Annotated in this window: 20 protein-coding genes; 7 read left to right on the forward strand and 13 right to left on the reverse strand. The window is 62.1% G+C overall.

The genetic code is table 11. The features are described 5' to 3' along the window. Positions 1–37 precede the first annotated feature (37 nt). From cobG to ACZ445_RS03015, 5 genes are all read left to right on the forward strand, one after another. Positions 38–1,384 carry a precorrin-3B synthase gene (gene cobG / locus ACZ445_RS02995; protein WP_464704744.1) on the forward strand — a complete coding sequence of 449 codons (1,347 nt, stop codon included), beginning with the start codon at positions 38–40 and terminating at the stop codon, positions 1,382–1,384. After that, the gene (locus ACZ445_RS03000; protein WP_058423570.1) at positions 1,377–2,003 is read left to right on the forward strand and encodes a precorrin-8X methylmutase; all 627 of its coding nucleotides are present in this window, start codon (positions 1,377–1,379) and stop codon (positions 2,001–2,003) included. The genes cobG and ACZ445_RS03000 overlap by 8 nt, the downstream gene beginning before the upstream one ends. Then, positions 2,003–2,734 carry a precorrin-2 C(20)-methyltransferase gene (locus ACZ445_RS03005; RefSeq protein WP_058423571.1) on the forward strand — a complete coding sequence of 244 codons (732 nt, stop codon included), beginning with the start codon at positions 2,003–2,005 and terminating at the stop codon, positions 2,732–2,734. Before ACZ445_RS03000 ends, ACZ445_RS03005 begins: the two co-directional genes overlap by 1 nt. After that, the gene (gene cobJ, locus ACZ445_RS03010) at positions 2,734–4,371 is read left to right on the forward strand and encodes a precorrin-3B C(17)-methyltransferase (RefSeq protein ID WP_058423572.1); all 1,638 of its coding nucleotides are present in this window, start codon (positions 2,734–2,736) and stop codon (positions 4,369–4,371) included. The genes ACZ445_RS03005 and cobJ overlap by 1 nt, the downstream gene beginning before the upstream one ends. A 236-nt stretch (positions 4,372–4,607) precedes the next feature. Continuing rightward, positions 4,608–5,387, forward strand: coding sequence for a hypothetical protein (locus ACZ445_RS03015; RefSeq protein ID WP_058423573.1), 780 nt, complete (start codon positions 4,608–4,610; stop codon positions 5,385–5,387). Here the strand turns inward: ACZ445_RS03015 and ACZ445_RS03020 are convergent. The 13 genes from ACZ445_RS03020 to ACZ445_RS03080 all read right to left on the reverse strand — a co-directional run bounded on the left by ACZ445_RS03020 (position 5,384) and on the right by ACZ445_RS03080 (position 22,391). Then, positions 5,384–5,980 (reverse strand): MarC family protein, encoded by a 597-nt coding sequence (locus ACZ445_RS03020; protein ID WP_003171467.1) that lies wholly within the window; start codon positions 5,978–5,980, stop codon positions 5,384–5,386. The genes ACZ445_RS03015 and ACZ445_RS03020 overlap by 4 nt on opposite strands. Positions 5,981–6,116: 136 nt before the next feature. Then, positions 6,117–8,888 carry a hybrid sensor histidine kinase/response regulator gene (locus tag ACZ445_RS03025; RefSeq protein ID WP_058423574.1) on the reverse strand — a complete coding sequence of 924 codons (2,772 nt, stop codon included), beginning with the start codon at positions 8,886–8,888 and terminating at the stop codon, positions 6,117–6,119. A gap of 100 nt (positions 8,889–8,988) precedes the next feature. Next, complete coding sequence (gene purD / locus ACZ445_RS03030; RefSeq protein ID WP_179029842.1) at positions 8,989–10,281, reverse strand: phosphoribosylamine--glycine ligase; 1,293 nt, start codon at positions 10,279–10,281, stop codon at positions 8,989–8,991. A 226-nt stretch (positions 10,282–10,507) separates the two neighbouring features. Next, complete coding sequence (gene purH / locus ACZ445_RS03035) at positions 10,508–12,115, reverse strand: bifunctional phosphoribosylaminoimidazolecarboxamide formyltransferase/IMP cyclohydrolase (RefSeq protein WP_058423576.1); 1,608 nt, start codon at positions 12,113–12,115, stop codon at positions 10,508–10,510. Positions 12,116–12,196: 81 nt separating this feature from the next. After that, a complete protein-coding gene (fis, locus tag ACZ445_RS03040; protein ID WP_002555375.1) occupies positions 12,197–12,517 on the reverse strand; it encodes a DNA-binding transcriptional regulator Fis in 321 nt (106 codons plus the stop codon). After that, positions 12,514–13,527, reverse strand: a complete 1,014-nt coding sequence (gene dusB / locus ACZ445_RS03045) for a tRNA dihydrouridine synthase DusB (protein WP_058423577.1) — start codon at positions 13,525–13,527, stop codon at positions 12,514–12,516. The genes fis and dusB overlap by 4 nt, the downstream gene beginning before the upstream one ends. Positions 13,528–13,712: 185 nt before the next feature. Further along, a complete protein-coding gene (locus ACZ445_RS03050; RefSeq protein ID WP_058423578.1) occupies positions 13,713–14,915 on the reverse strand; it encodes a DUF3426 domain-containing protein in 1,203 nt (400 codons plus the stop codon). A gap of 30 nt (positions 14,916–14,945) precedes the next feature. Continuing rightward, complete coding sequence (gene prmA / locus ACZ445_RS03055) at positions 14,946–15,824, reverse strand: 50S ribosomal protein L11 methyltransferase (protein WP_058423579.1); 879 nt, start codon at positions 15,822–15,824, stop codon at positions 14,946–14,948. A gap of 267 nt (positions 15,825–16,091) precedes the next feature. Further along, positions 16,092–17,453 (reverse strand): acetyl-CoA carboxylase biotin carboxylase subunit, encoded by a 1,362-nt coding sequence (gene accC, locus ACZ445_RS03060; protein WP_058423580.1) that lies wholly within the window; start codon positions 17,451–17,453, stop codon positions 16,092–16,094. A gap of 17 nt (positions 17,454–17,470) precedes the next feature. Further along, the gene (gene accB / locus ACZ445_RS03065) at positions 17,471–17,929 is read right to left on the reverse strand and encodes an acetyl-CoA carboxylase biotin carboxyl carrier protein (protein WP_058423581.1); all 459 of its coding nucleotides are present in this window, start codon (positions 17,927–17,929) and stop codon (positions 17,471–17,473) included. A gap of 24 nt (positions 17,930–17,953) precedes the next feature. Then, on the reverse strand, positions 17,954–18,409 hold the full coding sequence (aroQ, locus tag ACZ445_RS03070) for a type II 3-dehydroquinate dehydratase (RefSeq protein WP_017136743.1): 456 nt from the start codon (positions 18,407–18,409) through the stop codon (positions 17,954–17,956). A gap of 296 nt (positions 18,410–18,705) precedes the next feature. Then, on the reverse strand, positions 18,706–19,254 hold the full coding sequence (locus ACZ445_RS03075) for a methyl-accepting chemotaxis protein (RefSeq protein WP_408003534.1): 549 nt from the start codon (positions 19,252–19,254) through the stop codon (positions 18,706–18,708). A 1,466-nt stretch (positions 19,255–20,720) separates the two neighbouring features. Then, a complete protein-coding gene (locus tag ACZ445_RS03080) occupies positions 20,721–22,391 on the reverse strand; it encodes a response regulator (RefSeq protein WP_058423583.1) in 1,671 nt (556 codons plus the stop codon). 388 nt (positions 22,392–22,779) lie between these two features. On the opposite strand from ACZ445_RS03080, the gene ACZ445_RS03085 reads away from it, so the two are divergent. Further along, entirely contained in the window at positions 22,780–23,757 is a 978-nt protein-coding gene (locus ACZ445_RS03085; protein ID WP_371322043.1) for a DUF2333 family protein, read from the forward strand. A 2-nt stretch (positions 23,758–23,759) separates the two neighbouring features. Next, positions 23,760–24,296: an NUDIX hydrolase gene (locus tag ACZ445_RS03090; RefSeq protein WP_464707982.1), complete on the forward strand. Its 537-nt coding sequence runs from the start codon at positions 23,760–23,762 to the stop codon at positions 24,294–24,296. Positions 24,297–24,364: the final 68 nt, after the last annotated feature.

Genomic DNA, 24,364 nt, shown 5'->3' on the forward strand with positions numbered 1-24,364 from the left:
TGAATTCCTTGAACGACATCCGACGGGCAGGCTTTTCATGCCGCCGGACAAAGCAGGCATAATACCGCGCCTTTACCCACCAACCGGTAGCCCCGTGAACCCAACGCCTTCTGTGAATACCTTGCGCCCCTCGGCCTGTCCGGGGTTGCTGCGCATTGTCCAGGCGTTGGACGGCGGTATTTGCCGGATCAAATTGGCCGGTGGTTCGATCACCAGCAAGCAAGCCCAAGTGGTGGCAGATGCGGCCCAGGCCTATGCGGGCGGGGTGATCGAGGCGACCAACCGCGCCAACCTGCAGATTCGCGGGATTGGTGCCCAAGAGCAGGCATTGATCGCCCTGCTACTGGCCGCAGGCCTGGGTCCCAGCAATGCCGCCGGCGACGATGTCCGCAACCTGATGCTCAGCCCCAGCGCCGGGATCGACCCGCAGATGCTGTTCGACGCCCGCCCGCTGGCCGATGAGATCCTCGCCACCCTGCAAAACCACCCACGTTTCCATGAACTGTCAGCCAAGTTCGCCATACAGCTGGATGGCGGCGAAGCCCTGGCGATGCTTGAGCATCACCACGACCTGTGGCTGTCGGCCTTCATCCGCAATGGCCAGACGCTCCTCGCGTTCGGCCTGGCCGGTTGCCCGGGGCTGGATGCACCGCTGGCCGCCGTACCGCTGGAGCAGGGGCATGCGCTGGTGGTGGCCGTGCTGGAAGCGTTCCTCGACCTGGCGACCCCTGCGCAAACCCGCATGCGGCATTTGGCTGTGGATAACGTGTTGAGCCATCTGAGCCTGCCATTGCTGTCGGCTGAAAGCTTCAAGCGTCCGTCCAGCGGGGCTTTGCTGCACCTCGGCACTTATCCACAGGATCAAAAGAATCAGTTCTACGTTGCCGCCATCGCACCCTTGGGCCGCCTGAATGCGACGATGCTCAAAGGCGCCGCACACCTGGCCAGCGAGTACGGCGACGGCACCCTGCGCTTCACCCCTTGGCAAGGCGTGCTGTTGCCCAATATCGAAAAACCGCACGCGGTGACCGAGCGCCTGGCGCAACTGGGCTTCCTTTGCTCCATCGACCAACCGCTGGCGCGCATGACCGCCTGCACTGGCTCCACCGGGTGCGGCAAGGCCCTGGCCGACACCAAGGCCGACGCCGTGCAACTGGCTGCGCTGAACCCCGGCCATGACGTGCACCTGTCCGGCTGCCCCCGTTCCTGCGCGGCTGCGCACGTCGCGCCGGTCACTTTGCTGGCGGTGAGCCCCGGCCACTACGACCTCTATTTCCGCGACGCAGCCCAACCCGGTTTCGGCCGGCTGCACGCGCGCACCCTTTCCATTGAAGCGGCGGGCGCCCTGTTGCGCGCTTGTCCACGGAGCAACACCGATGATTGATTACATCCGCGACGGTCAGGAGATCTATCGCAACTCCTTCGCCATTATTCGCGCGGAAGCCAAGTTGGAGCGCATTCCGGCCGACCTGGAAAAACTCGCGGTGCGGGTGATTCATGCGTGCGGCATGGTCGACGCCATTGACGGGCTGCAGTTTTCCGAAGGCGCTGGCAAGGCCGGGCGGGATGCGTTGGCCGCCGGCGCGCCGATCCTGTGTGATGCGCGGATGGTCTCCGAGGGCGTGACCCGTGCGCGCTTGCCGGCCAATAACCCAGTGATCTGTACCCTGCGCGACGACAGCGTGCCGCAGCTGGCGCGTGAACTGGGCAACACCCGTTCCGCCGCCGCGCTGGAACTGTGGCGCCCGCACCTGGAAGGCAGCGTGGTGGTGATCGGCAATGCGCCGACCGCGTTGTTCTACCTGCTGGAAATGCTCGATGCCGGTGCGCCTAAACCTGCCTTGATCCTTGGTTTCCCGGTCGGGTTTGTCGGTGCTGCCGAATCCAAAGCGATGCTGGCGGCGGACAGCCGTGGCGTGCCGTTCGTGATCATGCAGGGTCGCCTGGGCGGCAGTGCGATGGCCGCCGCGGCAGTGAATGCCCTGGCCACGGAGGTCGAATAATGCCGGCACGCGGACGTTTGATCGGCCTGGGCGTAGGCCCTGGCGATCCGGAACTGATCACCCTCAAGGCCCTGCGCCTGCTGCGCGAATCGCCGGTGGTGGCGTACTTCGTGGCCAAGGGCAAGAAGGGCAATGCCTTCGGCATCATCGAAGATCACCTGGTGCCCCAACAGACCCTGATGCCGCTGGTGTACCCGGTGACCACCGAGGTGCTGCCGGCGCCGATGTCCTATGAGCAGGTGATCAGCGATTTCTACGACGCTGCCAGCGTCGACGTCGCCGCGCACCTGGATGCCGGTCGTGATGTGGCGGTGATCTGTGAAGGCGACCCGTTCTTCTACGGCTCCTACATGTACCTGCATGACCGCCTCGCCGAACGCTACGAAGCGCAAGTCATCCCCGGCGTGTGCTCGATGCTCGGCGGCGCCTCGGTGCTGGGTGCGCCGTTGGTGTACCGCAACCAGAGCCTGTCGGTGCTCTCGGGCGTGTTGCCCCATGAAGATCTGAAGCGCCGCCTGGCAGACGCCGACGCGGCGGTGATCATGAAGCTGGGCCGCAACTTCCCGAAAGTGCGCCAGGTGCTTGAAGAACTCGGCCTGGCCGAGCGTGCGTTGTACGTGGAGCGGGCGACCATGGCCAACCAGAAGATTGTGCCGTTGGATCAGGTGGATCCGGCGTCTTCGCCGTACTTCTCGCTGATCATCGTGCCGGGTGAAAGGTGGCAAGGTTGATGAACCCGGCGATTGTCATTCTGGGCCAGGGCAGCCTGGCCACCGCGCGCAGGATCCAGCAGGTTTATCCCGAGGCGCTGATTCATGGTCTGGCCGGACGTGTTGAAGGTGCGGACCGGGCTTACAGTGAGTTCGGCGCGACCCTGCGTCAGCTCTATCAACAAGGCACGCCGCTGATTGCGCTGTGCGCCGCCGGTATCGTGATCCGCACCCTGGCGCCGCTGCTGCTGGAAAAAGGCGAAGAGCCAGCCGTGCTGGCCGTGGCGGAAGACGGCAGCGCCGTGGTGCCGCTGCTCGGTGGCCTTGGCGGTGTGAACGTCATGGCGCGCGAGATTGCTGCCGCGTTGAACGTGGCGGCGGCGATCACCACCAGTGGCGAACTGCGGTTTGGCACCTGCCTGCTCAACCCGCCGCAGGGCTATGAGCTGGCCGACCTCGAGTTGGGCAAGCGGTTCGTTTCCGACCTGTTGGCCGGTGAACACGTGCGCATCGAGGGCGCAGCGCCGTGGCTGGATCAGGCCAACTTGCCGCAGGACCCGCAAGCGCGCCTGGCGATTCATGTCGGCAGTGCCGAGCGCCAACCCACCGCCAATGAATTGCTGATCTACCCGAAGAACGTCAGCGTGACCTGCAAGCCCGGCGCGCAATTGGCCGAGCGTGTGCGCACGGCATTGCATGAAGCGGGCATCGCCATCCAGTCCCTGGCGTGCCTGCTAGCCAGCGACACACAGATGGCCGAAGCGTCGTTGCATGACGCGGCGTTGGAACTGGGGGTGCCGCTGCGTTTTACCGGCGTTTCCCAGGACGCCGATATCGTGGTCAGCGTGGCTGAACAGCCGCTGGACTTGTCGCAGATCGGTCGTGTTCGTGGTCGCCTTGCCGTGATCGGCCTTGGCCCCGGTGCCGCCGAGTTGATGGTGCCTGCGGTGAAAGCTGAACTGGCGCGTTGCACCGACGTGCTCGGCTACGAAACCTACGTGCGCATGGCCGGCCCGTTCCGCGATGATCAAGTGCAGCACTGCACCGATAACCGCGAAGAAATGCAGCGTGCCCGCCACGCCTTCGAGCTGGCGGCCCAAGGGCGCTCGGTGGTGGTGGTGTCATCCGGCGACCCGGGTGTGTTTGCCATGGCTGCCGCCGTGATTGAGGCGTTGCACGAATCCAGCGACCCGACCTGGCATCAGGTCGATCTGGAGATCCTGCCGGGCGTCTCGGCTTCGCTTGCCACCGCCGCCCAGGCCGGCGCACCGTTGGGCCATGACTTCTGCGTGATGTCGCTGTCGGACAACCTCAAGCCCTGGTCGATCATCGAAAAGCGCCTGGAGCTGGCGTCCCAGGCCGACCTGGCCCTGGCGTTCTACAACCCGATCTCGCGTTCGCGGCCGTGGCAACTGGGGCGCGCCCTGGAAATCGTCGCCCTGCATCGCACGCCGCAAACGCCGGTGGTGCTGGGCCGTGATATCGGTCGCCCGGGGCAGACCCTGCGTGTCACTACGTTGGGGCAACTGACGCCGGAGCAGGTGGACATGCGCACCATGGTGCTGATCGGCTCGTCCACCACCTGCACATTCCCCCGTGCCGGTGGGGGTGAATGGGTCTACACACCGCGCTGGTACGGTGAAAAACCCGCCTCCTGAAAACGGCCTGTCGTCTGCCTGAAAGCGCCGAATAGCCCAGGGATTTTCCTGGCGTTGTTCGGCGCTTTTTCTTTTTTTTGCGACGAAATATGGAAACTCACCCGTGATGCCGCGTTATTGCTGGACGTTGTGGTTCAACGGGTTGCGCCAAGGGATTTTTATCGTCTGGAAAGCCCATCGGCCAGTGAACTAGGGTGGACACAAGCCCCACGTTGGGGTGCTTGTGGAGAATCAAAATGGAGCGACATCACAGACGGATCAACAGTACAAAAAGGCGCAAGTTGATTGCCGCCTACAAATTACCGGGCGCGTCAGGCAAGCACGCGTCTGTACCGCTGGACACCGAAGATGACTTTAATGCAGCGGTGGTCAATAACAGTGTGATTTCGTTTGCCGAAGGCCTGTCGGGTCTGAACCGAGAGTACGTGCGTAAAAGTTATCTGCTGGCCAGCAGCTACGTCAGCGATGTGTTGAATGTGCACCGCGGTACCGAGGACTGGTACGACGAATTCATCAAGGTGATGGTCAGCCTGGGGTGGCTCCCGGTGCGTAGCAGCTTCGAACGGGTCTCACGTTCGGGCAAGGGGCTGACCGTGCAGTTGGCGGCGTTGAACTTTATTGCCACGCTGTTGGCTTCCACGTCCTTGTCCGCGCCGCTGCTTGCTGTGCTGCCGAAACTGGCGGCCGATGCATTGGAGGCGTTGAAGCAGGCGCCGGCGTCTTTTGAATTGTTCAAGCGCAACAGCTCGGTGCACCAGGGCGGTGATTTCGGCCTGGCATCCTGTGCCGAAACCGATGGCGAATTGACGATGGTGCTGGTGACCTACAGCACTCACGGCGTGAGCAAACAGGTAGGGCTGCCCTTCCTGGAGTGGGACAGTTCCTCGTGCGAGGCCTTCAGCGGGCAGACGTGCCTGGTGCTGAATACCTCGGTGGTCAACGAAAAGACGATCCAACTGATGCGCGAGAGCGCGGGAGACAAAGTACAACTGGCGATTGCCAAATACCGGATCTAAGGCACCAGGTAGCCGCGTACCCCGGTGAAGATGATCTGCGCGGCCAGGGCGCAGACGAACAGGCCCATCAACCGGCTGACAATCTGCAAGCCCTGGTCACCGAGGATGCGTTCGATACGGTTGGACAGGTACAGCACCACGCCCACCGTGAGGCTGGCCAGGGCGATGCTGAGGATGGCGGTGAGCTTGTCATCCCAGTGCGGTTGGCTCACGCCCATCACCAGCAGCGCACCGATGGTGCCGGGGCCGACGGTGAGCGGGATGGTCAGCGGCACGATGGTCACATCCTGCTGCACGTTGTCGGTCTGCACCGCCGACTTGCCCTGGGCCATGCCCAGGGCGGAAATGAACAGCACACTGCCGGCACCGATGCGGAAGGCGTCGACGGTGATGCCGAACACACTGAAAATCACCCGACCGAACAGGTACAGCAACACGCTGGAGACCAGGGTCGCCAACGCCACTTTCCACGCCAGGCGCCGCCGCTCTTTGCTGGAATAGCCACGGGTCAGGCTGATAAAGCAGGACAGCACGAAGAACGGGCTGTAGAGCACCAGCATTTTCAGGTAGACGCTGAATAACACGTGGAGCATGTGAGTGGCTCGCGATGGGAGAAGTTTGTCGAGTCTATCAGGCGCCAGAGATCAAATGTGGGAGGGGGCTTTTGTGGTGAGCGGGCAAGCCCGCTCACCACAAAAACCAGTTCCTACAGGAGGGCAGCGTTTCAAGTTAAGACGGGGCGTGCTCGGGTCGTTGTTGACGCTGCGCCACCCAGAATTCCACCAACTCACGCAACTGCGACAACTCCACTGGCTTGGCCATATGCCCATCCATCCCGGCCTGGCGCGCCCGTTCCTTGTGTTCCGACAGAATGTGCGCGGTCAACGCCACTACCGGCGTGCGGATGCGCTGGTGGCTGACTTCCCATGCGCGCAGTTGCTGGGTCGCCGAGAAACCATCGAGGATCGGCATTTCACAGTCCATCAACACCAGGTCATAGCGCTGGGCCTTCATCGCCTCCAGCGCTTCCTCGCCGTTGCTGGCCGTGTCCGGGTTGAGGTTGAGCTTGCCGAGCATGCCGCGGATCACCTTGGTGGAGATGCTGTTGTCCTCGGCCACCAGGATGCGGAAATCCGTTGGCACGGTGATGGCGGCCGGAGCGCTGAGGACCGGACGTGGCGCCACGCTGCCTTTGCTGCGTTGGGTCAGTTCATCGGCCAGGGTGGTCTTGAGCGTGTAGCCGGCCACTGGTTTGGCGAGGATGCGCTTGATCCCGCAGTTGCGCGCGATGATCTTGCTCGGCGCATTGCTGATGCCGGTGAGCATGATCAGCAGGATGTCGTGGTTCAGGCTCGGGTCTTCCTTGATCTTCGCCGCCAGTTGCATGCCGGTCATGCCGGGCATGTTCTGGTCCAGCAGCACCACATCGAAGTAATCGCGCAGGTGCGCCTTGGTGCGCAGCAACGCCAGGGCTTCCTTGCCCGAGGGCACGGCACTGACGTTGAGGCCCCAGGCGGAACATTGTTGCACCAGCACTTTGCGGCAGGTGTCGTTGTCGTCCACCACCAGTACGCGCGCGCCTTTGAGCGGGCCGTCGAGGTCGGAGGTCGGGTGTTCCAGGCGCTCCGGGTCCAGCGGCAGGGTCAGCCACAGGGTGCTGCCCTGATGGCTGCCGCTCTTGATGCCGAATTCGCCGTTCATCAACAGGATCAACTGGCGGGCGATAACCAGGCCGAGGTGGCCATTGAGGCGGGTGGCCGAGAAGAAATTCTTGCTGTGCAGTTCGCTGTGCAGCAGGGCGTCGCGCTCGGAGGCTTCCATCGGCAGGCCGCTGTCCTGCACGGCAATGCGCAGGCGTGGTTTGGTGCTGCGGTCGTCCAGAGCCACCACGATCAGCACTTCGCCTTCGTCGGTCTTTTGCAGGGCATTTTCCAGCAGGCTCAACATGGCCTGGCGCAGGCGCGTCGGGTCGCCGCTGATCACGCGGGGCACCTGGGGCTGGATAAAGCTGATCAGTTCGACGTTCTGCTGCTCGGCCTTGGCGCGGAAGATACTCAGGCAGTCTTCGATCAGTGCGTTGAGGTCAAATTGCACATCGTCCAGTTCGATCTGGCCGGATTCGAGCTTGGAGATATCGAGGATTTCATTGATCAGCGTGAGCAGTTCGTTGCCGGCGCTGTGGATGGTCTGCACATAGTCGCGCTGCTTCACCGACAGCGGTGTGCCCAGCAGCAGTTCGGTCATGCCCAGCACGCCGTTCATGGGGGTGCGTATCTCGTGGCTGATCTTGGCCAGGAACTCGGCCTTGGCCGCGATTTCGGCATTGCTCGCCGCCAGGTCGCGGCTGAGGCTGAAACGCGCCTCGACAATCGCACGCTGGCGTTCGCCCAACGCCAGGCTCATCAGCAGACCGCTCAAGCAGATGAACGCCAGCAGCGTGACGATCAGGCCCTGGGGCGAGACCATCGTCAGGCCCAGCAACGCCGGCAGGATGATCAGCGTACCGATGTTGAACACCACCATCGCCGCCACGAACAGGCGTGCCGGGCGGTAGCCTTTCTGCCAGTGATAGGCCGAGACAAACAGCATGCTCAAGCCGGCCAGGGCCACCAGGGCGTAGGTGATGATGTTCAGCGGCAGGGTGTTGACGAACAACAACAGCAGGCCGCACAGCACGATGAACAGGATGTCCGCCATCAAAAGCTTGTTCAGCGGGTGCGGGCCCAGGGGCATGAAGAACCGGTAGGCAAACATCAAGCCGCAGGGTGCGGTGAGCAATAGCGCCAGGTAGGCGCCGGGTGTCTGGATCGCATGCCAGTTTGGCAGCCATGGCCCTACCAGGTTGAGCAGCAGCGCCAGGCTGAGCATCAGCAGCACTTCGCAGGCCGCCAGCCACAGGCTGCTGCGCGAGCGGTGGTAGGCGAAGCGCGTGAGGTTGTGCAGGATCAGCATCAACAGGCAGCCAAACAGCAGGCCGTAGATCAGCGTCTGGGTCTGGTCGGCGGCGGCGAGTACGGCCGGTTCCAGGGTGATGTAGGGGCGCAGTTCGTGTTCCGAGACCAGGCGCAGGTAAACCTCGAGGGGCTTCTGGCTCTGGGGCATCGGCAGCATGAAGTCACTGCTGGGCAACGGCCGTTCAGCCTGGGGCTGGCGTGTGCCGGTGCTCTGTTGTTCCACCAGGGTGTCGCCGTCCAGCACGTAGAGGCTCAGGTGCGACAGGTCCGGGGCGAATACCCGCAGCACTTGTTCGTGCTTGCCGGGTTGCAGCTTGAAACGTACCCACAACGCACCGTCCGGTTCCGCGGCGGTAATGCGGTCCAGTTCGATGGGGCTGAATTGGTTGGTGTAGCGCGAGGAACGGATGTCGCTCAGTTGCAGGTCGGCCTGTTCATCAAGCAATACTGCCCAGCCACTGCCTTGCGCGGCGGCCTGGGCCGGGAACAAACAGAGCAGTGTCAGCAGACTGACAGTGAAACCTATGGCGATCCTGAGCCAGCGCACGGCGAAATCCCTTCGTAGGTTGATGCACGGTTAACTATGCGCGGGTAGGCCTGCATACGGCAAGGGCCAGAAGCCCCTGCCTAGCCGAACGGATAGCTGCTTACTGGGTCTCGCCACGCTCCCGCGCAATGGCGCGATAGCCGATGTCCTTGCGGTAGAAGCAGCCTTTCCAGTCGATCTTCGCGGCCAGCTTGTAAGCCTGTTGCTGCGCGGCGTCGACGCTGGCGCCCATGGCGGTGGCGCATAGCACACGGCCACCGGCCGTCACGACCTGGCCATCCTTGAGCGCGGTGCCCGCATGGAACACCTTGCCTTCCAGCGTAGCAGCCGCGTCCAGGCCTTCAATCACATCGCCCTTGGCGTAGTCAGCAGGGTAACCACCGGCCGCCAGCACAATGCCGACGCTCGGACGTGGGTCCCACTGCGCTTCAACCTTGTCCAGGGCCTGGGCCAATGCGGCTTCCACCAACAGCACCAGGCTCGATTGCAGGCGCAGCATCACCGGTTGGGTTTCCGGGTCGCCGAAGCGGCAGTTGAACTCGATGACTTTCGGGTTACCGGCTTTGTCGATCATCAGGCCGGCATACAGGAAACCGGTGTACACATTGCCCTCGTCGGCCATGCCGCGCACGGTCGGCCAGATCACCAGGTCCATGACGCGCTGGTGTACGTCGGGCGTGACCACCGGGGCAGGGGAGTAGGCCCCCATGCCACCGGTGTTCGGGCCGGTATCGCCGTCGCCGACGCGCTTGTGGTCCTGGCTGGTGGCCATCGGCAAGACGTTCTTGCCGTCGACCATCACGATGAAGCTGGCTTCTTCGCCGTCGAGGAACTCCTCGATGACCACGCGGGAACCGGCGTCACCGAACGCGTTGCCGGCGAGCATATCGCGCACCGCGTCTTCGGCTTCCTGCAGGGTCATTGCCACGATCACGCCTTTACCAGCAGCGAGGCCATCGGCCTTGATCACGATTGGCGCACCTTTTTCACGCAGGTAAGCCAGGGCCGGCTCGATCTCGGTGAAGTTCTGGTAGTCGGCAGTCGGGATCTTGTGGCGGGCCAGGAAATCCTTGGTGAACGCCTTGGAACCTTCCAACTGGGCCGCACCGGCGGTAGGGCCGAAGCAGTCCAGGCCACGGCTGCGGAACAGGTCCACGACGCCGGCCACCAGCGGCACTTCCGGACCGACGATGGTCAGGGACACATTCTTTTCGGCAAAGTCTGCCAGTTGCTCAAGGGCGAGGACGTCGATAGCAACGTTTTCGCACTTGGCTTCAATGGCGGTGCCAGCGTTACCGGGAGCGACGAAGACTTTCTGGACACGCGGGTCCTGGGCAACTTTCCAGGCCAGGGCGTGTTCACGGCCACCGCTGCCAATGATCAAAACATTCATGTCAAAAACCTCAAATTCTGTAGGCGCTCAGGGTGCGCTTCAATGTGGAGCCGAACTCATGTGGCGAGCGGGCTTGCCCCGCGTTGGGCTGCGAAGCGGCCCCAAAACCAAACGCCGCAGATTACCCGATCTACCGCGTTCTTCTTGATTGGGGCTGCTGCGCAGCCCAACGCGGGGCAAGCCCGCTCGCCACACAAGCCCGCTCCCACATTTCGATCGAGTTGAATCAGTGACGGAAGTGGCGCATGCCGGTGAAGACCATGGCGATGCCCGCTTCATCCGCGGCGGCGATCACTTCGGCATCGCGCATCGAACCACCCGGTTGGATCACGGCGGTCACACCGGCTTTCGCGGCGTTGTCCAGGCCGTCACGGAACGGGAAGAACGCATCGGAAGCCATTACCGAACCCACCACCTGCAAACCAGCGTGCTCAGCCTTGATCGCGGCGATACGCGCCGAGTTCACCCGGCTCATCTGGCCGGCGCCGACACCGATGGTCTGGCGGTTCTTGGCGTAGACGATGGCGTTGGATTTAACGTACTTGGCCACTTTCCAGGCGAAGATCAGGTCGTTGATCTCTTGCTCGGTCGGGGCGCGCTTGGTGACCACTTTCAGGTCTTCGCTGCCGATCATGCCGATGTCACGGCTCTGTACCAGCAAGCCGCCGTTGACGCGCTTGTAGTCCCAGGCCGCCGCACGGTCAGCCGACCACTCGCCGCAGGCCAGCAGGCGCACGTTGGCTTTGGCCGCCACGATGGCGCGGGCTTCTTCGCTGACGCTTGGGGCGATGATCACTTCAACGAACTGACGCTCGACGATCGCCTTGGCGGTCTCGGCATCCAGTTCGCGGTTGAAGGCAATGATGCCGCCAAAGGCCGACTCGGTATCGGTGGCGTAGGCCAGTTCGTACGCCTGGCGGATGCCGCCTTCAGCGTCCGGGCTCACGGCCACGCCGCACGGGTTGGCGTGCTTGACGATCACACAGGCTGGCTTGACGAAGCTCTTCACACATTCCAGCGCGGCGTCGGTGTCGGCCACGTTGTTGTAGGACAGCTCTTTGCCTTGCAATTGGGTCGCGGTGGCGATGCCCACTTCGGCAGGCTTGGCTTCCACGTAGAACGCCGCGCTCTGGTGCGGGTTCTCGCCGTAGCGCATTTCCTGGGCCTTGATGAACTGGCTGTTGAAGGTGCGCGGGAACTGGCTGCGGCCTTCTGTACTGAGGGTTTCAGCGGCCTGGTTCACGGTGCCCATGTAGTTGGCGATCATGCCGTCGTAGGCGGCCGTGTGTTCGAACGCCTTGAGCATCAGGTCGAAACGCTGGGCGTAGGTCAGGCCACCGGCTTTCAGGCTTTCCAATACGTTGGCGTAATCACTGGCGTTGACCACGATGGCCACGTCTTTGTGGTTCTTGGCCGCCGAACGCACCATGGTCGGGCCGCCGATATCGATGTTTTCGATGGCGGTCGGCAGGTCGCAGCCTGGCTTGTTGATGGTGGCTTCGAACGGATAGAGGTTAACGGCCACCAGGTCGATCGGCTTGATACCGTGCTCGGCCATGATGGCGTCGTCGGTGCCGCGACGGCCAAGGATACCGCCGTGGATTTTCGGGTGCAGGGTCTTGACCCGACCGTCCATCATTTCTGCGAAACCGGTGTAGTCCGCCACTTCCACTGCGGCCACGCCGTTGTCCTGCAGCAGTTTGAAGGTCCCGCCCGTGGAGAGGATTTCCACGCCAAGGAGCTGCAAGCTCCGGGCAAATTCGAGGATCCCGGTCTTGTCGGAGACACTGATCAAGGCGCGGCGGATCGGCAGGCGGGTAGTCTGGTCGGTCATTTCAATTTCCATCAAAAGCAAAGGAGTCAGCAAAAAAGGCGACCGGTTTTACGCGGGCGCCTTTCTGGTTTGATTGAATGCTTACAGCAAATCGTATTGCTTGAGCTTTTTGCGCAAGGTGCCACGGTTGAGGCCCAGCAGCTCACTGGCTTTGGTCTGGTTGCCCTTGACGTAGTTCATCACGCTTTCGAGCAAGGGCGCCTCGACTTCGGAGAGCACCAGGTTGTACACGTCCGTGACGGAAGCGCCCTCAAGGTGGGCGAAATAATTGTGCAGCGCCTTCTCGACACTCCCGCGAAGGGTCTGGCCTTCTTCACTCGGCGTGTTGAGGTGCTGTTTCAAATTGACGTTGTCGCTCACGGGTGTTGTTCCACTCACTAAAGTCTCGGTCATCATCGTCATGCGGCCACCCCCTCTCCGTCCCCTGTCCCCAGGCTCTTTTCACGCTCGCTGAAGTACTCTCGAACGGTGGCGACCTGTGCTTGCGTATCATCCAAACGATTGAAGTGGGCGCGAAACTCCCTGGCGCCCGGCAGGGTTGCGAGATACCAGCCGACATGCTTGCGAGCAATGCGTACTCCCATCACGTCTCCATAGAAGGCGTGCAGGGCGGCCAGATGCTCTAGCAGAATACGTTCCACCTCGGTCAGCTCCGGTGCCGGCAACACTTCACCGGTACGCAGAAAATGCTCGATCTCACGAAAAATCCACGGACGCCCCTGGGCGGCCCGGCCAATCAACAAGCCATCGGCACCGGTGGCGTGCAGCACGCGCCGGGCCTTCTCGGCGGAGTCGATGTCGCCATTGGCAAATACCGGCATCGACACGGCCTGTTTGATCGCGGCAATGGTGTCGTACTCGGCTTCACCGGTGTAAAGGTCGGCGCGGGTGCGGCCATGCACCGCCAGCGCTGTAATGCCTGCCTGTTCAGCGATCTTCGCCACTGTCAGGCCGTTCTTGTTGTCCCGGTCCCAACCGGTACGGATCTTCAGGGTAACCGGCACATCCACTGCGGCGACAACGGCCTGCAGGATCTCGGCGACCAACTGCTCATCTTTCAACAGGGCGGAACCGGCGGCCTTGTTGCAGACCTTCTTGGCCGGGCAGCCCATGTTGATGTCGATGATCTGCGCCCCCAACTCCACGTTGGCCCGGGCCGCATCCGCCAGCATCTGTGCATCTCCACCGGCGATCTGTACCGAGCGCGGCTCGGGATCACCTTCGTGGATCATGCGCATCCGCGATTTGCGGGTGTTCCACAAGCTCATGTCGCTGGTGACCATTTCCGAGACTACTAGACCCGCGCCCAAACGCTTGCACAGCTGACGAAAGGGCTGGTCGGTGACGCCCGCCATCGGGGCGAGGATCAAGCCGTTCTGCAATGTGTATGGGCCGATGCGTACCGCCGACATAGGACTTCCCTGTTGTGGGGCCGGATCATTAGAGTTCGAAAAAGGGTTGGCATGATACCCGCTCTCGATGACTGGATAAAGGCTGAATTGGATAAAATCTGAACAGTTATTTCTTTATCGCCAGCGGTTTGGTTGAGCAGGGGAAAGTCAATAACCTGCCGTCAAACCTCAATGCATGAACCGATTCACTCGGGCGAGTGGAAGCTCAGGCTGTAATTCACGGCTTTGTTGCCCGGATCGAGGATATCCAGGGAGATATGGATCGGGGTTTGCGATGGCATTTCGCTAACGCCGGCCAACTCACCGCTGAGGTATTCGGCGGGTTTGAAGCGACGGCTGGCAATCAGGTTGCCGTTCAGGTCGGCAAAACGCAGCTCCAGCAGCGGGAAGGGCTGGGAGAAGGTTGCACGGTTATAGATGATCGCATCCACCACCAGCGCCCCGGCGAAATCGGGGTGGCTGCGCACCACCAGGTTACTGCTTTTGATATGGGCGATATCGACCCGCGATGGCACTGTGCAACCCAGGGTGGGGCACAGTTGCTGGAACCACGGGCGATAGGCGTCCTGGCGGGCCAGGTCGTCGAACTGGTAGGCGATGTACTGGCCTGCGAGGCCGGCGGCGGCGATCAGGACCAGCAGCAGCCAGACCAGGCGACGGCCCAGGCCCGTCGGGCGTTTGTGTGCGTAGAGGTGCAGCGGATCGTCTTCCAGGTCCTGCAGTAGATCGTCATGGGCGCCGGTTTCAGCGCGTGGGCGCTTGCGGCGGGGTGGTAGGCGATCTTCGGGTTCGGCCGCTTTTGTCAGCGGCGTGAACGGTGGGTCGATGTCGTCATCGTCTGGCGTTGAACGCAGTGGCGGCTCATCGTCGAGATCGTCGGTGTGAAATGACATGGACGGTTCGGTGCGCTGCCTGGTCGCAGGTTCTGGTTCGTCTTCGTCGACGTGGAGGCGCTCTTCAGGCGGCTCGCTGAACAGGCTTGCCGCCCATTTTTCTTCTTCGGCCTTGACCGTGTCGCGGCTGGCGCTGAAGGACTCTTCCTTTTGGCGGCGGTCGGTGCCGGGCTGGCGACGATCTGCGCCAACAGGCTGCGTGTGCTGAATCTCGCGGCGTTCCAGCTTGGCCAGTTCTTCGTCCAGGTCCAGGTTGTCCAGGTCCAGCTCTTCGGCGCTCCACTGCTTCTGGCTGATGGCGCGCGGCGCCTCGGGAGTGGTCTCGGGCTGCGGCGCCGGCGCCTGGCCGCGTTGCTCCAACAGCTGGCGGGCCGCATTGAACACTTGCAGGCACGAACCGCAGCGCACCACGCCACGGGCCACGCTCAATTGAGCGTGGTTGACGCGAAAGCGTGCTTGGCAATGCGGGCACTGGGTGACGAAACTGTCGGTCATGCGGCCATCCGATTCAGGCAAGCGCTCATTCTAGCGCCGACGACCGCTGATGCGTACCCAGCCATCGCGGTTGGCGATCGGATCCAGCTCGAAATCCTTGGCGTAGGCGGCGGCGACATCTTCGCCTTGCTCGGCCAGGATGCCCGACAGCGCCAGGCGGCCGCCCGGCTTGACCAGGCTCGACAGTTGCGGCGCCAGCGACACCAGCGGTCCGGCGAGGATGTTGGCCACCAGCACGTCGGCCTGTACCTGGGGCAGTTGCTCCGGCAGGTAGAGTGGGAATTTACCTTCAGGAATGTTGTTGCGCCCGGCGTTGTCGCGGGAGGCTTCCAGGGCTTGCACGTCGATGTCGGTGCCCACGGCTTCCTTGGCACCCAGCAACAGGGCGGCAATCGCCAGGATCCCCGAGCCGCAGCCGAAGTCCAGCACGTGGCTGTCGGTCAGGTCCTGGCCGTCCAGCCATTCCAGGCACAACGCGGTGGTCGGGTGGGTGCCGGTGCCGAACGCCAGGCCCGGATCCAGCAGCAGGTTGACTGCGTCGGGCTCGGGCGCGGCATGCCAGCTCGGTACAATCCACAGGCGCTGGCCGAAACGCATCGGCTGGAAGTTGTCCATCCAGCTGCGTTCCCAGTCCTGGTCTTCAATCACTTCGCTGTGGTGCTCTGGCAGCGGGCCGCCGGTGAGCAGCTCCATATGGGCCAGCACGGCGTTGGCGTCGGTGCCGTCTTCGAAGAGGGCCAGCAAATGGGTGTGGGACCACAGTGGCGTGGTGTTGAGTTCCGGTTCGAAGATCGGTTGGTCTTCGGCGTCCATGAACGTTACGGAGACAGCGCCTACTTCGAGGAAAGCGTCTTCATAGGTTTCGGCTTGTTCTGGGCTGATGGCGAGACGGACTTGCAGCCAAGGCATGGCGGGCACCTTTGAAAAAATGAGTGTGCAGCGGGGTGGGGCTGCGAAAGGGCGCAAGTTTACGCGAGCGCACAGAAGAAGACGACATACACCGATCAAATGTGGGAGGGGGCTTGCCCCCGATGGCGCTGGATCAGACACAGATGCATCAACTGACACTCTCTCATCGGGGGCAAGCCCCCTCCCACATTGGATTGTGTACATCCAGAAATTCCAGGGCCCAGAGACAACAAAGCCGCCCGGAGGCGGCTGTGTTGTTTGGAACATTTACTGGTTAGCCAGCTTATGTTCCAGGTAGTGAATGTTCACACCACCTTCGCAGAAGCCTTCATCACGCACCAGTTCCCGATGCAGCGGGACATTGGTCTTGATGCCATCCACCACGATTTCGTCCAGGGCGTTGCGCATACGGGCCATGGCCTCGTCGCGGGTGGCGCCCCAGGTGATCAGCTTGCCGATCAGCGAGTCGTAGTTGGAAGGAACCTTGTAGCCGCTGTACAGGTGCGAATCCACACGTACGCCGTTGCCACCTGGAGCATGGAAATGCTTGACCAGGCCTGGGCTCGGGATAAAGGTTTTCGGGTCTTCGGCGTTGATCCGGCACTCCAGGGAGTGGCCGTGGATCTTCACGTCGTCCTGGGTAAAGGACAGCACGTTACCGGCGGCGATGCTCAGCATCTCCTTGACGATATCAATACCGGTGACCATCTCCGAGACCGGGTGCTCTACCTGCACTCGAGTGTTCATCTCGATGAAGTAGAAACGACCGTTTTCGTACAGGAACTCGAAAGTACCCGCGCCACGGTAGTTGATATCGATGCACGCCTTGACGCAGCGAGCCAGTACTTCCTGACGGGCTTTTTCGTCGAGGCCCGGTGCCGGGGCTTCTTCCAGTACCTTCTGGTGACGGCGCTGCAGCGAGCAATCGCGGTCACCCAGGTGAATGGCGTGGCCCTGGCCGTCGGACAGTACCTGGACTTCCACGTGACGTGGGTTGGTCAGGTACTTTTCCAGGTAGACCATCGGGTTGTTGAACCAGGCGCCTGCTTCGGAGCGGGTCTGCTTGGCAGCTTCGATCAGGTCTTCTTCCTTGTGCACCACGCGCATGCCGCGACCACCACCGCCACCGGCGGCCTTGATGATCACCGGGTAGCCGACTTCGCGACCAATGCGCAGAGCGGTTTCCTCGTCTTCAGGCAGCGGGCCGTCGGAGCCTGGAACGGTTGGCACGCCGGCGGCGATCATGGCTTCCTTGGCGGAGACCTTGTCGCCCATCAGGCGAATGGTCTCGGCTTTCGGGCCGATGAAGGTAAAACCGGATTTTTCCACCTGGTCGACAAAGTCGGCGTTTTCCGCGAGGAAACCGTAGCCTGGGTGGATGGCGGTAGCGCCCGTCACTTCTGCTGCAGCGATGATGCTTGAGACTTTCAGGTACGAGCTTGTAGCCACTGGTGGGCCGATGCAGATGCTTTCGTCCGCCAGTTTCACGTGCATCAATTCAGTATCGGCCGTCGAGTAAACAGCGACGGTCTTGATGCCTTGTTCCTTACAGGCGCGCAGGATTCGCAGGGCGATCTCACCACGGTTGGCGATCAGGACTTTTTCCAGTTTCTTCGCAGGTTTCAACATCGAAGGCACTCCGCGGTTCAAACGATGGTGAACAGCGGCTGGTCGTACTCAACCGGCTGACCGTTTTCTACCAGGATGGATTCGATGACGCCGGCTTTTTCAGCGGTGATGTGGTTCATCATCTTCATCGCTTCAACGATGCAGATGGTGTCGCCCACTTTCACGGTAGCGCCGACTTCAACGAAAGCTGGCGAAGTCGGTGCCGGGGTGCGGTAGAACGTACCGACCATTGGCGACTTGACCACGAAGCCGTTCAGCGCAGGCGCGGCCGGGGCAGCTGGAGCAGCGGCAGCTGCAGCGGCAGGTGCAGCAGCGGCCGGAGCCGGCGCTTGCATCTGTGGCGCGTAGAACTGCTGGGCCGGGGTCTTGCTGTGGCGGCTGATCCGTACGGATTCTTCGCCTTCCTTGATTTCCAGCTCGTCGATACCGGATTCTTCCAGCAGTTCGATCAGTTTCTTAACTTTACGGATATCCATGAATCATCAACTCCCAAGGGTCGGTCAGGGGCGCTTGGCCGGTTGTTCAAGTTGTTCCAGGGCGGCCTCCAGGGCCAGTCGGTAACCGCTGGCGCCAAGGCCGCAGATCACACCTACCGCTACATCGGAGAAGTAGGAGTGATGGCGGAAAGCTTCGCGTTTGTGCACGTTCGACAAATGCACTTCGATGAATGGGATGCTCACCGCCAGCAGCGCGTCACGTAATGCAACACTTGTATGCGTAAAAGCGGCGGGATTGATCAGGATAAAGTCCACGCCTTCGCCGCGCGCGGCATGGATGCGATCAATCAATTCGTACTCGGCATTGCTTTGCAGATACAGCAGATGGTGGCCGGCTTCACGCGCCCTGCGTTCGAGATCGAGGTTGATCTGCTCCAGGGTGACTGCCCCGTAGACGCCCGGTTCACGGGTGCCGAGCAGGTTCAGGTTGGGTCCGTGAAGAACCAGTAAGGTCGCCATCGGCTGTTCCTTGTTATTGATGTGGGTACGGCAGAACCCAGCGACTATGCCGCAAAGCCTTTGTGACTGTCCAGTTCTATGCAGTAGGCAGCACGATTACCGAGGATAGCGCGAAATTTGTGACTGTGAGGCTGGATCCGGTCATTGGCAACACCGTCTCGAATCCTGTGGAGATCAAATGTGGGAGGGGGCTTGCCCCCGATAGCGGAGGGTCAGTTACAGACACTGAGGCTGACACACTGCAATCGGGGGCAAGCCCCCTCCCACATTTGATCTCTATAAGGTTGAAGATCGTGTCAGACGCGGAAGGCTTGAACGGCAGTGTTGAGCTGCCCACCCAGCACCAGCAACTGCTCACCCTGCCGGCGACCCTGTCCGATTCGCAGCAAGTTATCCTCACCCAACTGATGAATCCGCTCACTGTTGTCGCGAATCTCGCTGACGGCACCACTCTGCTGCGCGGTCACGTCGGCGATGCGCACGGCGGTGTCGGAGATGGTCTGGATTGCGCCGACGATCTCATCCAGCGCCCCATCTGCCGCCTGGGCCTGCTGGGCGGTGGCTTCGGCGTGTTCGACCTGGGCGCGCATGCCTTGCACCGATTGGTGGGCGGCGCTTTGCAGCCCGGCGATCAAGGTCTGGATTTCGGCGGTGGCGCCCGCGGTGCGTTGGGCCAGCGAGCGCACCTCATCGGCCACCACGGCAAAACCGCGTCCGGCTTCACCGGCACGGGCGGCCTCGATTGCGGCGTTGAGGGCCAGCAGGTTGGTCTGGTCGGCAATCGAGCGGATCACCGTGAGAACACCGCCGATGGTGGCGGACTCTTCGGCCAGTTTTTCGATCATCTGCGCGTTTTGCTGCACTTCGCCCACCAGGGCATGCAGCCCGGTCAGGCTCAGGCCGATCACGCGCTGGCCTTGCTCTACGGCCTGGCCGGCGCTGCGACTGGCACCGGCAGCCTGGCTGGCATCACCGGCGACTTGCTGGATCGTCGCCTCCAGTTCGCCCAGCGAATCACGGATCTGCGCGGTATCCCCGGCCTGGCGCTCGGCGCCGTCGTGCAGGCCGCTGCTCAGTTCGGCAAGGGTACGGCTGCTGCCGGCGACTTCCTCGGCGTTGCCGCGAATGGTGCCGACCAAGTCCACCAGGTAGGCGCGCAGGCGGTTCAGAGACGCTTCGATATCGTGCAGTTCGCGGTTGGTCTTGCCCAGGGTAATCGGCTGGCTGAAGTCGCCTTCGGCCCAAGTCGACAGGGCTGGCGCCAGGTTGGTCAGCACCCGCGCCAGCTTGCGTTGCAGGGTGTCGATCAATAGCGCGATCAACAGGATCAGGCCAATCATCAGCCCTTGCATCAGGCGCACTTCGCCCTGGATCTTGGCGTGTTGCGCACGCACCACCGGCTCCAGGCCGGCGATGGCTTGTTGCACGGTGTTGATTTTCTGGTGGGTTTTGGCGGCCAGGTCGGTGCGTTGCTGGATCTGATCGCGGGTGCGCTTGAGTTCGGCGGGGTAGCGGGTCAGCAGGCTGTTGAGTTCACGCTTGAGGTCGACACCGGTGTCCTGGGCTTCGGTTTTTTCGGTGTTTTCCAGGCCCATCAGCGCGGAGAAGTCATCGGCGCTGGACTCGGCGCTGGCCTTCACGCCCAGCAACGGCAGTTGCTCCAGCAGGTCGGCCTGGCTGCGAATGTTGCCGACTTCGCGTTCCACATCGTCGGCCAGTTCCGCACGCCCGCTGCTCACTAGTTTGTCACGGGCCAGCGACAACTTGCCCAGGTGCTGGGAGGCGGCCAGCAACGGCGGCAGATAGCGGGCGGCTTCGGGAGCATTCACGCCGGTGGCGTACTGGCTCAGTTGCTCCAGGTTGGCGCCCAATTCTCGTTCGGCCTGCAACAGCAAGGCTTGTGGGTCGCCTGCCAGCTTGCCGGCCGCCAGCAGGTCGGTCTTGCTGAACGCATCCAGGTCCACCAGGCTCGGGCGCAGGTTCTGCGCCAAGTCCGCCGGCAGTTCATCCAGATGCTGTACCAGGCTTTCCAGGCTCTGGCCCGCGCTGCTCAAACGCAGGGCGTCGCCGCTGGCCAGGTAGTCGTCGATATTGCGCGCGGCTTCGTTCTGGAAACTCTGCGACAGGCCCAGGTAGCGCTCCATCAGCAAATAGGGCCGCTCCAGCGCCCGTTGCGACCACCACAACGTCGCCCCCAGCGCCAGGCACACGGCCACCAGAAGAAGGGTATTGAGATTGGTCAGCAGCTTCAGGCGCATGCGTGGTTTCAACCGACAGCAAAAGATAAGTGCCTGAAGTTATTGCGTTTCCATTACAAAGTTATGACCGAATCAGTGGATTCCGGTGAAAAGATGGCACTTTGCTTTGATGTGCGTGCGGCTTGCACACGATTGCGCCCAGCGTCCTTGGCACGGTACAGCGCCTCGTCGGCCTGGGCGGCCATCATCAGGCTATCGGAACCGTCGCACAGCTCCACCAGCCCGGCGCTGAAGGTGCACCACAAATCCTGGGGTTGGGCCGGGTAATGGATCTCGGCAAAGCGTCCACGGATTTCATCCAGCACTCTGCAGGCCGATTCCAGATCGGTGTCGGGCATCACGATGGCGAATTCCTCACCACCATAGCGCCCGATGTAGTCGGTCTTGCGCAGGCGCTGCTTGAGAAACAGCGCCAGGCTCTTGATCACGCGGTCGCCCATGGGGTGGCCGTGGCTGTCGTTGACCCGCTTGAAGTGGTCAATGTCGAGCATGGCAAAGCTCAGCGGCTTGTTCTCGCGGCGTGCGCGGAAGCTGCAGTCTTCGAGCAATTGCAATATATGGGTGTGGTTGTACAGGCCGGTCAGGCTATCGCGCACCATCCGCGCCTTGAGGTTGCGCGCCCGCGCCGCGCGGTTGCGCACGGTGGTGATCAGGTGGCGCGGCTTGATCGGCTTGGTGAGGAAGTCGTCACCGCCTTCGCTCATGGCGTCCAGTTGCTTATCCAGGTCGTCTTCGGCCGACAGGTAGATGATCGGCACGCTGACGTAACGGTCGTTATGGCGGATGACCTTGGCCAGTTCGGTGCCGGTACAGGCGGGCATGTACATGTCGAGGATGATCAGGTCGGGCTGGAAGTCCGCCAGCTCGGCCATGGCCTGGATCGGCTCGATCAAGGTGCGGGTGACGATGCCGGCACTGTTGAGCAGGCGTTCGGTGTGCAGTGCCTGGGCCCGCGAATCGTCGATGATCAGCACTTTATACGGTTCGTACTGGGCAACGCAGGTCAGTACTTCGATCTTTTCCAGCAGGCTGGACGCTTCCAGCGTACCGGTGAGGAATTCCTGGCCCCCGGCGCGCACGGCGGCCAGGCGGGTCGGGGTGTCGGTTTCGTGCAGGCTGAAGAACAGCAGCGGCAGCTTCTGTTCCAGGCCTTCCTGGGCTTCGGCGGCGAGCTTGAGGCCCAGGCCGGCACCGCAGAAATCCACGTCCATCACAATCGCCGAAGGCAGGCGCTCGGCCATCGACGCACGAAACGCCGCCACGCTGTCCAGGGATTGGGCGCTCATGCCAAAGAACTCCAGCTGCTTGGCCAGGCGCTCGGCACGGTCGTGATCGGCCAGCATCACGTAGATCGGCTTGCGCATCGGCGGCAGGAAGGTTTGCTCAAGCTGGTCGCCCTGGCGCAGGCCGGTGCGGGACAGACGTTGCATCAGGCGGTTGAGTTCGGTGATCAGTTGGCTGCTCAGGCGCCCGCGGTTTTCGCCCACGGCCTTGAGGGACTCGCCGATGTGCTGCGCGAGCTGGCTGTGTTCCGGCTGTTCGAAACGCTCGGCAAAGCGCAGCAGGCGCAGATTGGCCTCGCTGAGTTCGGAAAGGTCGGTGCCTGACCACTCGCTGCGTTGCAGGCGCTGCCAGATCTCAAGAATTTGACGTGCCTGATGAATTACCCGCTGGGCAAAATGCTGCTTGAGGCGCTCACGGCTGGGGTCTTCTGGCTCGGTCATATCCTGACTACTAGTGAGGGTGCATGCTGAGGTCGACTGATGGCTCTATGCTAGCACCTCTTTCCCATGGGATGAGTGTCATACGTCAATAAACTGCGCGTGCAGAGTATTCAGTTGCTGACCCACTGGTCGCACGGCGTAAAAAGCGTGCATCCTTTATAGTCGAACCCCCTCTATGCGCCAGTTTGGCGAAAAGCCCCGCACGGGCGGGCACGATGGGGTAGGGTTGTGGTCGGAGTGTTTGAACGCACGCCATCAATTCAAGTGCATGAACTCAAGTGATTGAAAGGATATCGCCATGCTGGACTGGAAAAACCGTGCAGGCAGTGCCAAAGGCCCCGCCCCTGAGCCCAAGTCGGCCAACCGCAGCTATTTTCGTACCCTGCTGATGAGCCGTGCCGTGCTCAGTGTGCTCGGCCTGTACCTCTTGGTCACGGGCGCCCTGGGCTGGTACTGGAGCGAAGAGCCGGCGCTGTTCCCGGTCCAGCAGAATGCGCAGATTGCCGCCGAAAAAGACGGCAAGCAGATGGTGGTGGGCTTTACCACCGTCGAAACCCTCAAGACGGTGGTCGGCACCTTGCTGAACAAGCCGGGTGGCTACATTTCCAACGACCGCTTCCCGCCTGGCCTGTGGATGGACAACATGCCGAGCTGGGAATACGGCGTGCTGGTGCAGGTGCGCGACCTGACCCGCGCCCTGCGCAAAGACTTCGCCCGTTCCCAATCGCAATCGGCGGAAGACGCCGATCTGGCCAAGGCCGAGCCGCGCTTCAACTTCGACAACAAGAGCTGGGTGCTGCCGTCCAGCGAGTCGGAATACCAGGAAGGCATCAACTCCCTGAGCCGCTATGAAGCGCGCCTGTCCGACCCGAACCAGAAGGGCGCGCTGTTCTATGCGCGCGCCGACAACCTGAACAACTGGCTGGGCGACGTCGCCACCCGCCTGGGCTCGCTGTCGCAGCGCCTGTCGGCCAGTGTGGGCCGCGTGAAGTTGAACACCGCGCTGAAAACCGAAGCGCTGGCGCCGGGTGAAGTGCCGCAGGTCGATGAAGAAGTGGTGGAAACCCCATGGATGCAGATCGACAATGTGTTCTACGAAGCCCGTGGCCAGGCCTGGGCCTTGTCCCACCTGCTGCGCGCCATCGAAGTGGACTTTGCCGACGTACTGGCCAAGAAAAACGCCACCGTCAGCGTGCGCCAGATCATCCGTGAGCTGGAGGCCTCGCAGGAACCGGTGTGGAGTCCTATGATTCTTAACGGCAGTGGCTTCGGTGTACTGGCGAACCATTCGCTGGTGATGGCCAACTATATTTCCCGGGCAAACGCTGCAGTGATCGACTTGCGTCAGCTCCTCAACCAGGGTTGATGATGGACGCTACTCAAAAGGAGGCCGCCCACCGCGCGGCTTCCGATGCTGAACTGATCTGCTGGGTCGACGAGCAGGACAACCTGCTCGGGCACCTGGTCAGGTCCGACCTGCGCCAGCGCGGCCTGATTGGCCGTTGCACCTTTATCTTCCTGTTCAATTCGGCCGGTGAGCTGTGTGTGCATCGACGCACCCTGAGCAAAGCCCTGTATCCCGGTTTCTGGGACACAGCGGCAGGTGGGATGGTCGCGGCGGGTGAGTCCTATGCCCTGTCGGCCGCCCGTGAGCTGGAAGAGGAGTTGGGTGTCAGTGGGGTGAAACTGGTCGAACATGACCACTTCTATTTCGAAGACGGCGACAGCCGGCTCTGGTGCAAATCCTACTCAGCCGTGTGGGACGGGCCGCTGCGCCTGCAGTCGGAAGAGGTGATGGAAGCGCGCTTTTTACCTATCGATACCGTCCTGCAGGAGGCTGAACAAAAGCCCTACTGCCCGGACGCCCAGGAAGGCTTGCGCCGCTATCTGGCCTCACGTCGCTAAAGTTGTATAAATTGGCGCCATTTGGCTCTTAGCAAGTCGGCTTTTTGTGGTTACACTGCGCGACTTTT

The organism is Pseudomonas allii, from assembly GCF_055380095.1.

Excerpts from the sequence above, each read along its gene's own strand:
- ACZ445_RS03000 (WP_058423570.1), top strand. The coding sequence starts at position 1,377 with ATGATTGATTACATCCGCGACGGTCAGGAGATCTATCGCAACTCCTTC.
- prmA (WP_058423579.1), bottom strand. The coding sequence starts at position 15,824 with ATGCCTTGGCTGCAAGTCCGTCTCGCCATCAGCCCAGAACAAGCCGAA.
- accB (WP_058423581.1), bottom strand. The coding sequence starts at position 17,929 with ATGGATATCCGTAAAGTTAAGAAACTGATCGAACTGCTGGAAGAATCC.
- accC (WP_058423580.1), bottom strand. The coding sequence starts at position 17,453 with ATGTTGAAACCTGCGAAGAAACTGGAAAAAGTCCTGATCGCCAACCGT.
- ACZ445_RS03005 (WP_058423571.1), top strand. The coding sequence starts at position 2,003 with ATGCCGGCACGCGGACGTTTGATCGGCCTGGGCGTAGGCCCTGGCGAT.
- ACZ445_RS03015 (WP_058423573.1), top strand. The coding sequence starts at position 4,608 with ATGGAGCGACATCACAGACGGATCAACAGTACAAAAAGGCGCAAGTTG.
- ACZ445_RS03050 (WP_058423578.1), bottom strand. The coding sequence starts at position 14,915 with ATGACCGACAGTTTCGTCACCCAGTGCCCGCATTGCCAAGCACGCTTT.
- ACZ445_RS03080 (WP_058423583.1), bottom strand. The coding sequence starts at position 22,391 with ATGACCGAGCCAGAAGACCCCAGCCGTGAGCGCCTCAAGCAGCATTTT.
- ACZ445_RS03075 (WP_408003534.1), bottom strand. The coding sequence starts at position 19,254 with ATGATCGAAAAACTGGCCGAAGAGTCCGCCACCATCGGCGGTGTTCTC.
- dusB (WP_058423577.1), bottom strand. The coding sequence starts at position 13,527 with ATGTCGGCGGTACGCATCGGCCCATACACATTGCAGAACGGCTTGATC.
- ACZ445_RS03090 (WP_464707982.1), top strand. The coding sequence starts at position 23,760 with ATGGACGCTACTCAAAAGGAGGCCGCCCACCGCGCGGCTTCCGATGCT.
- cobG (WP_464704744.1), top strand. The coding sequence starts at position 38 with ATGCCGCCGGACAAAGCAGGCATAATACCGCGCCTTTACCCACCAACC.
- purH (WP_058423576.1), bottom strand. The coding sequence starts at position 12,115 with ATGACCGACCAGACTACCCGCCTGCCGATCCGCCGCGCCTTGATCAGT.
- fis (WP_002555375.1), bottom strand. The coding sequence starts at position 12,517 with ATGACGATGATGACCGAGACTTTAGTGAGTGGAACAACACCCGTGAGC.
- ACZ445_RS03085 (WP_371322043.1), top strand. The coding sequence starts at position 22,780 with ATGAGCCGTGCCGTGCTCAGTGTGCTCGGCCTGTACCTCTTGGTCACG.
- purD (WP_179029842.1), bottom strand. The coding sequence starts at position 10,281 with ATGAATGTTTTGATCATTGGCAGCGGTGGCCGTGAACACGCCCTGGCC.
- ACZ445_RS03020 (WP_003171467.1), bottom strand. The coding sequence starts at position 5,980 with ATGCTCCACGTGTTATTCAGCGTCTACCTGAAAATGCTGGTGCTCTAC.
- cobJ (WP_058423572.1), top strand. The coding sequence starts at position 2,734 with ATGAACCCGGCGATTGTCATTCTGGGCCAGGGCAGCCTGGCCACCGCG.
- aroQ (WP_017136743.1), bottom strand. The coding sequence starts at position 18,409 with ATGGCGACCTTACTGGTTCTTCACGGACCCAACCTGAACCTGCTCGGC.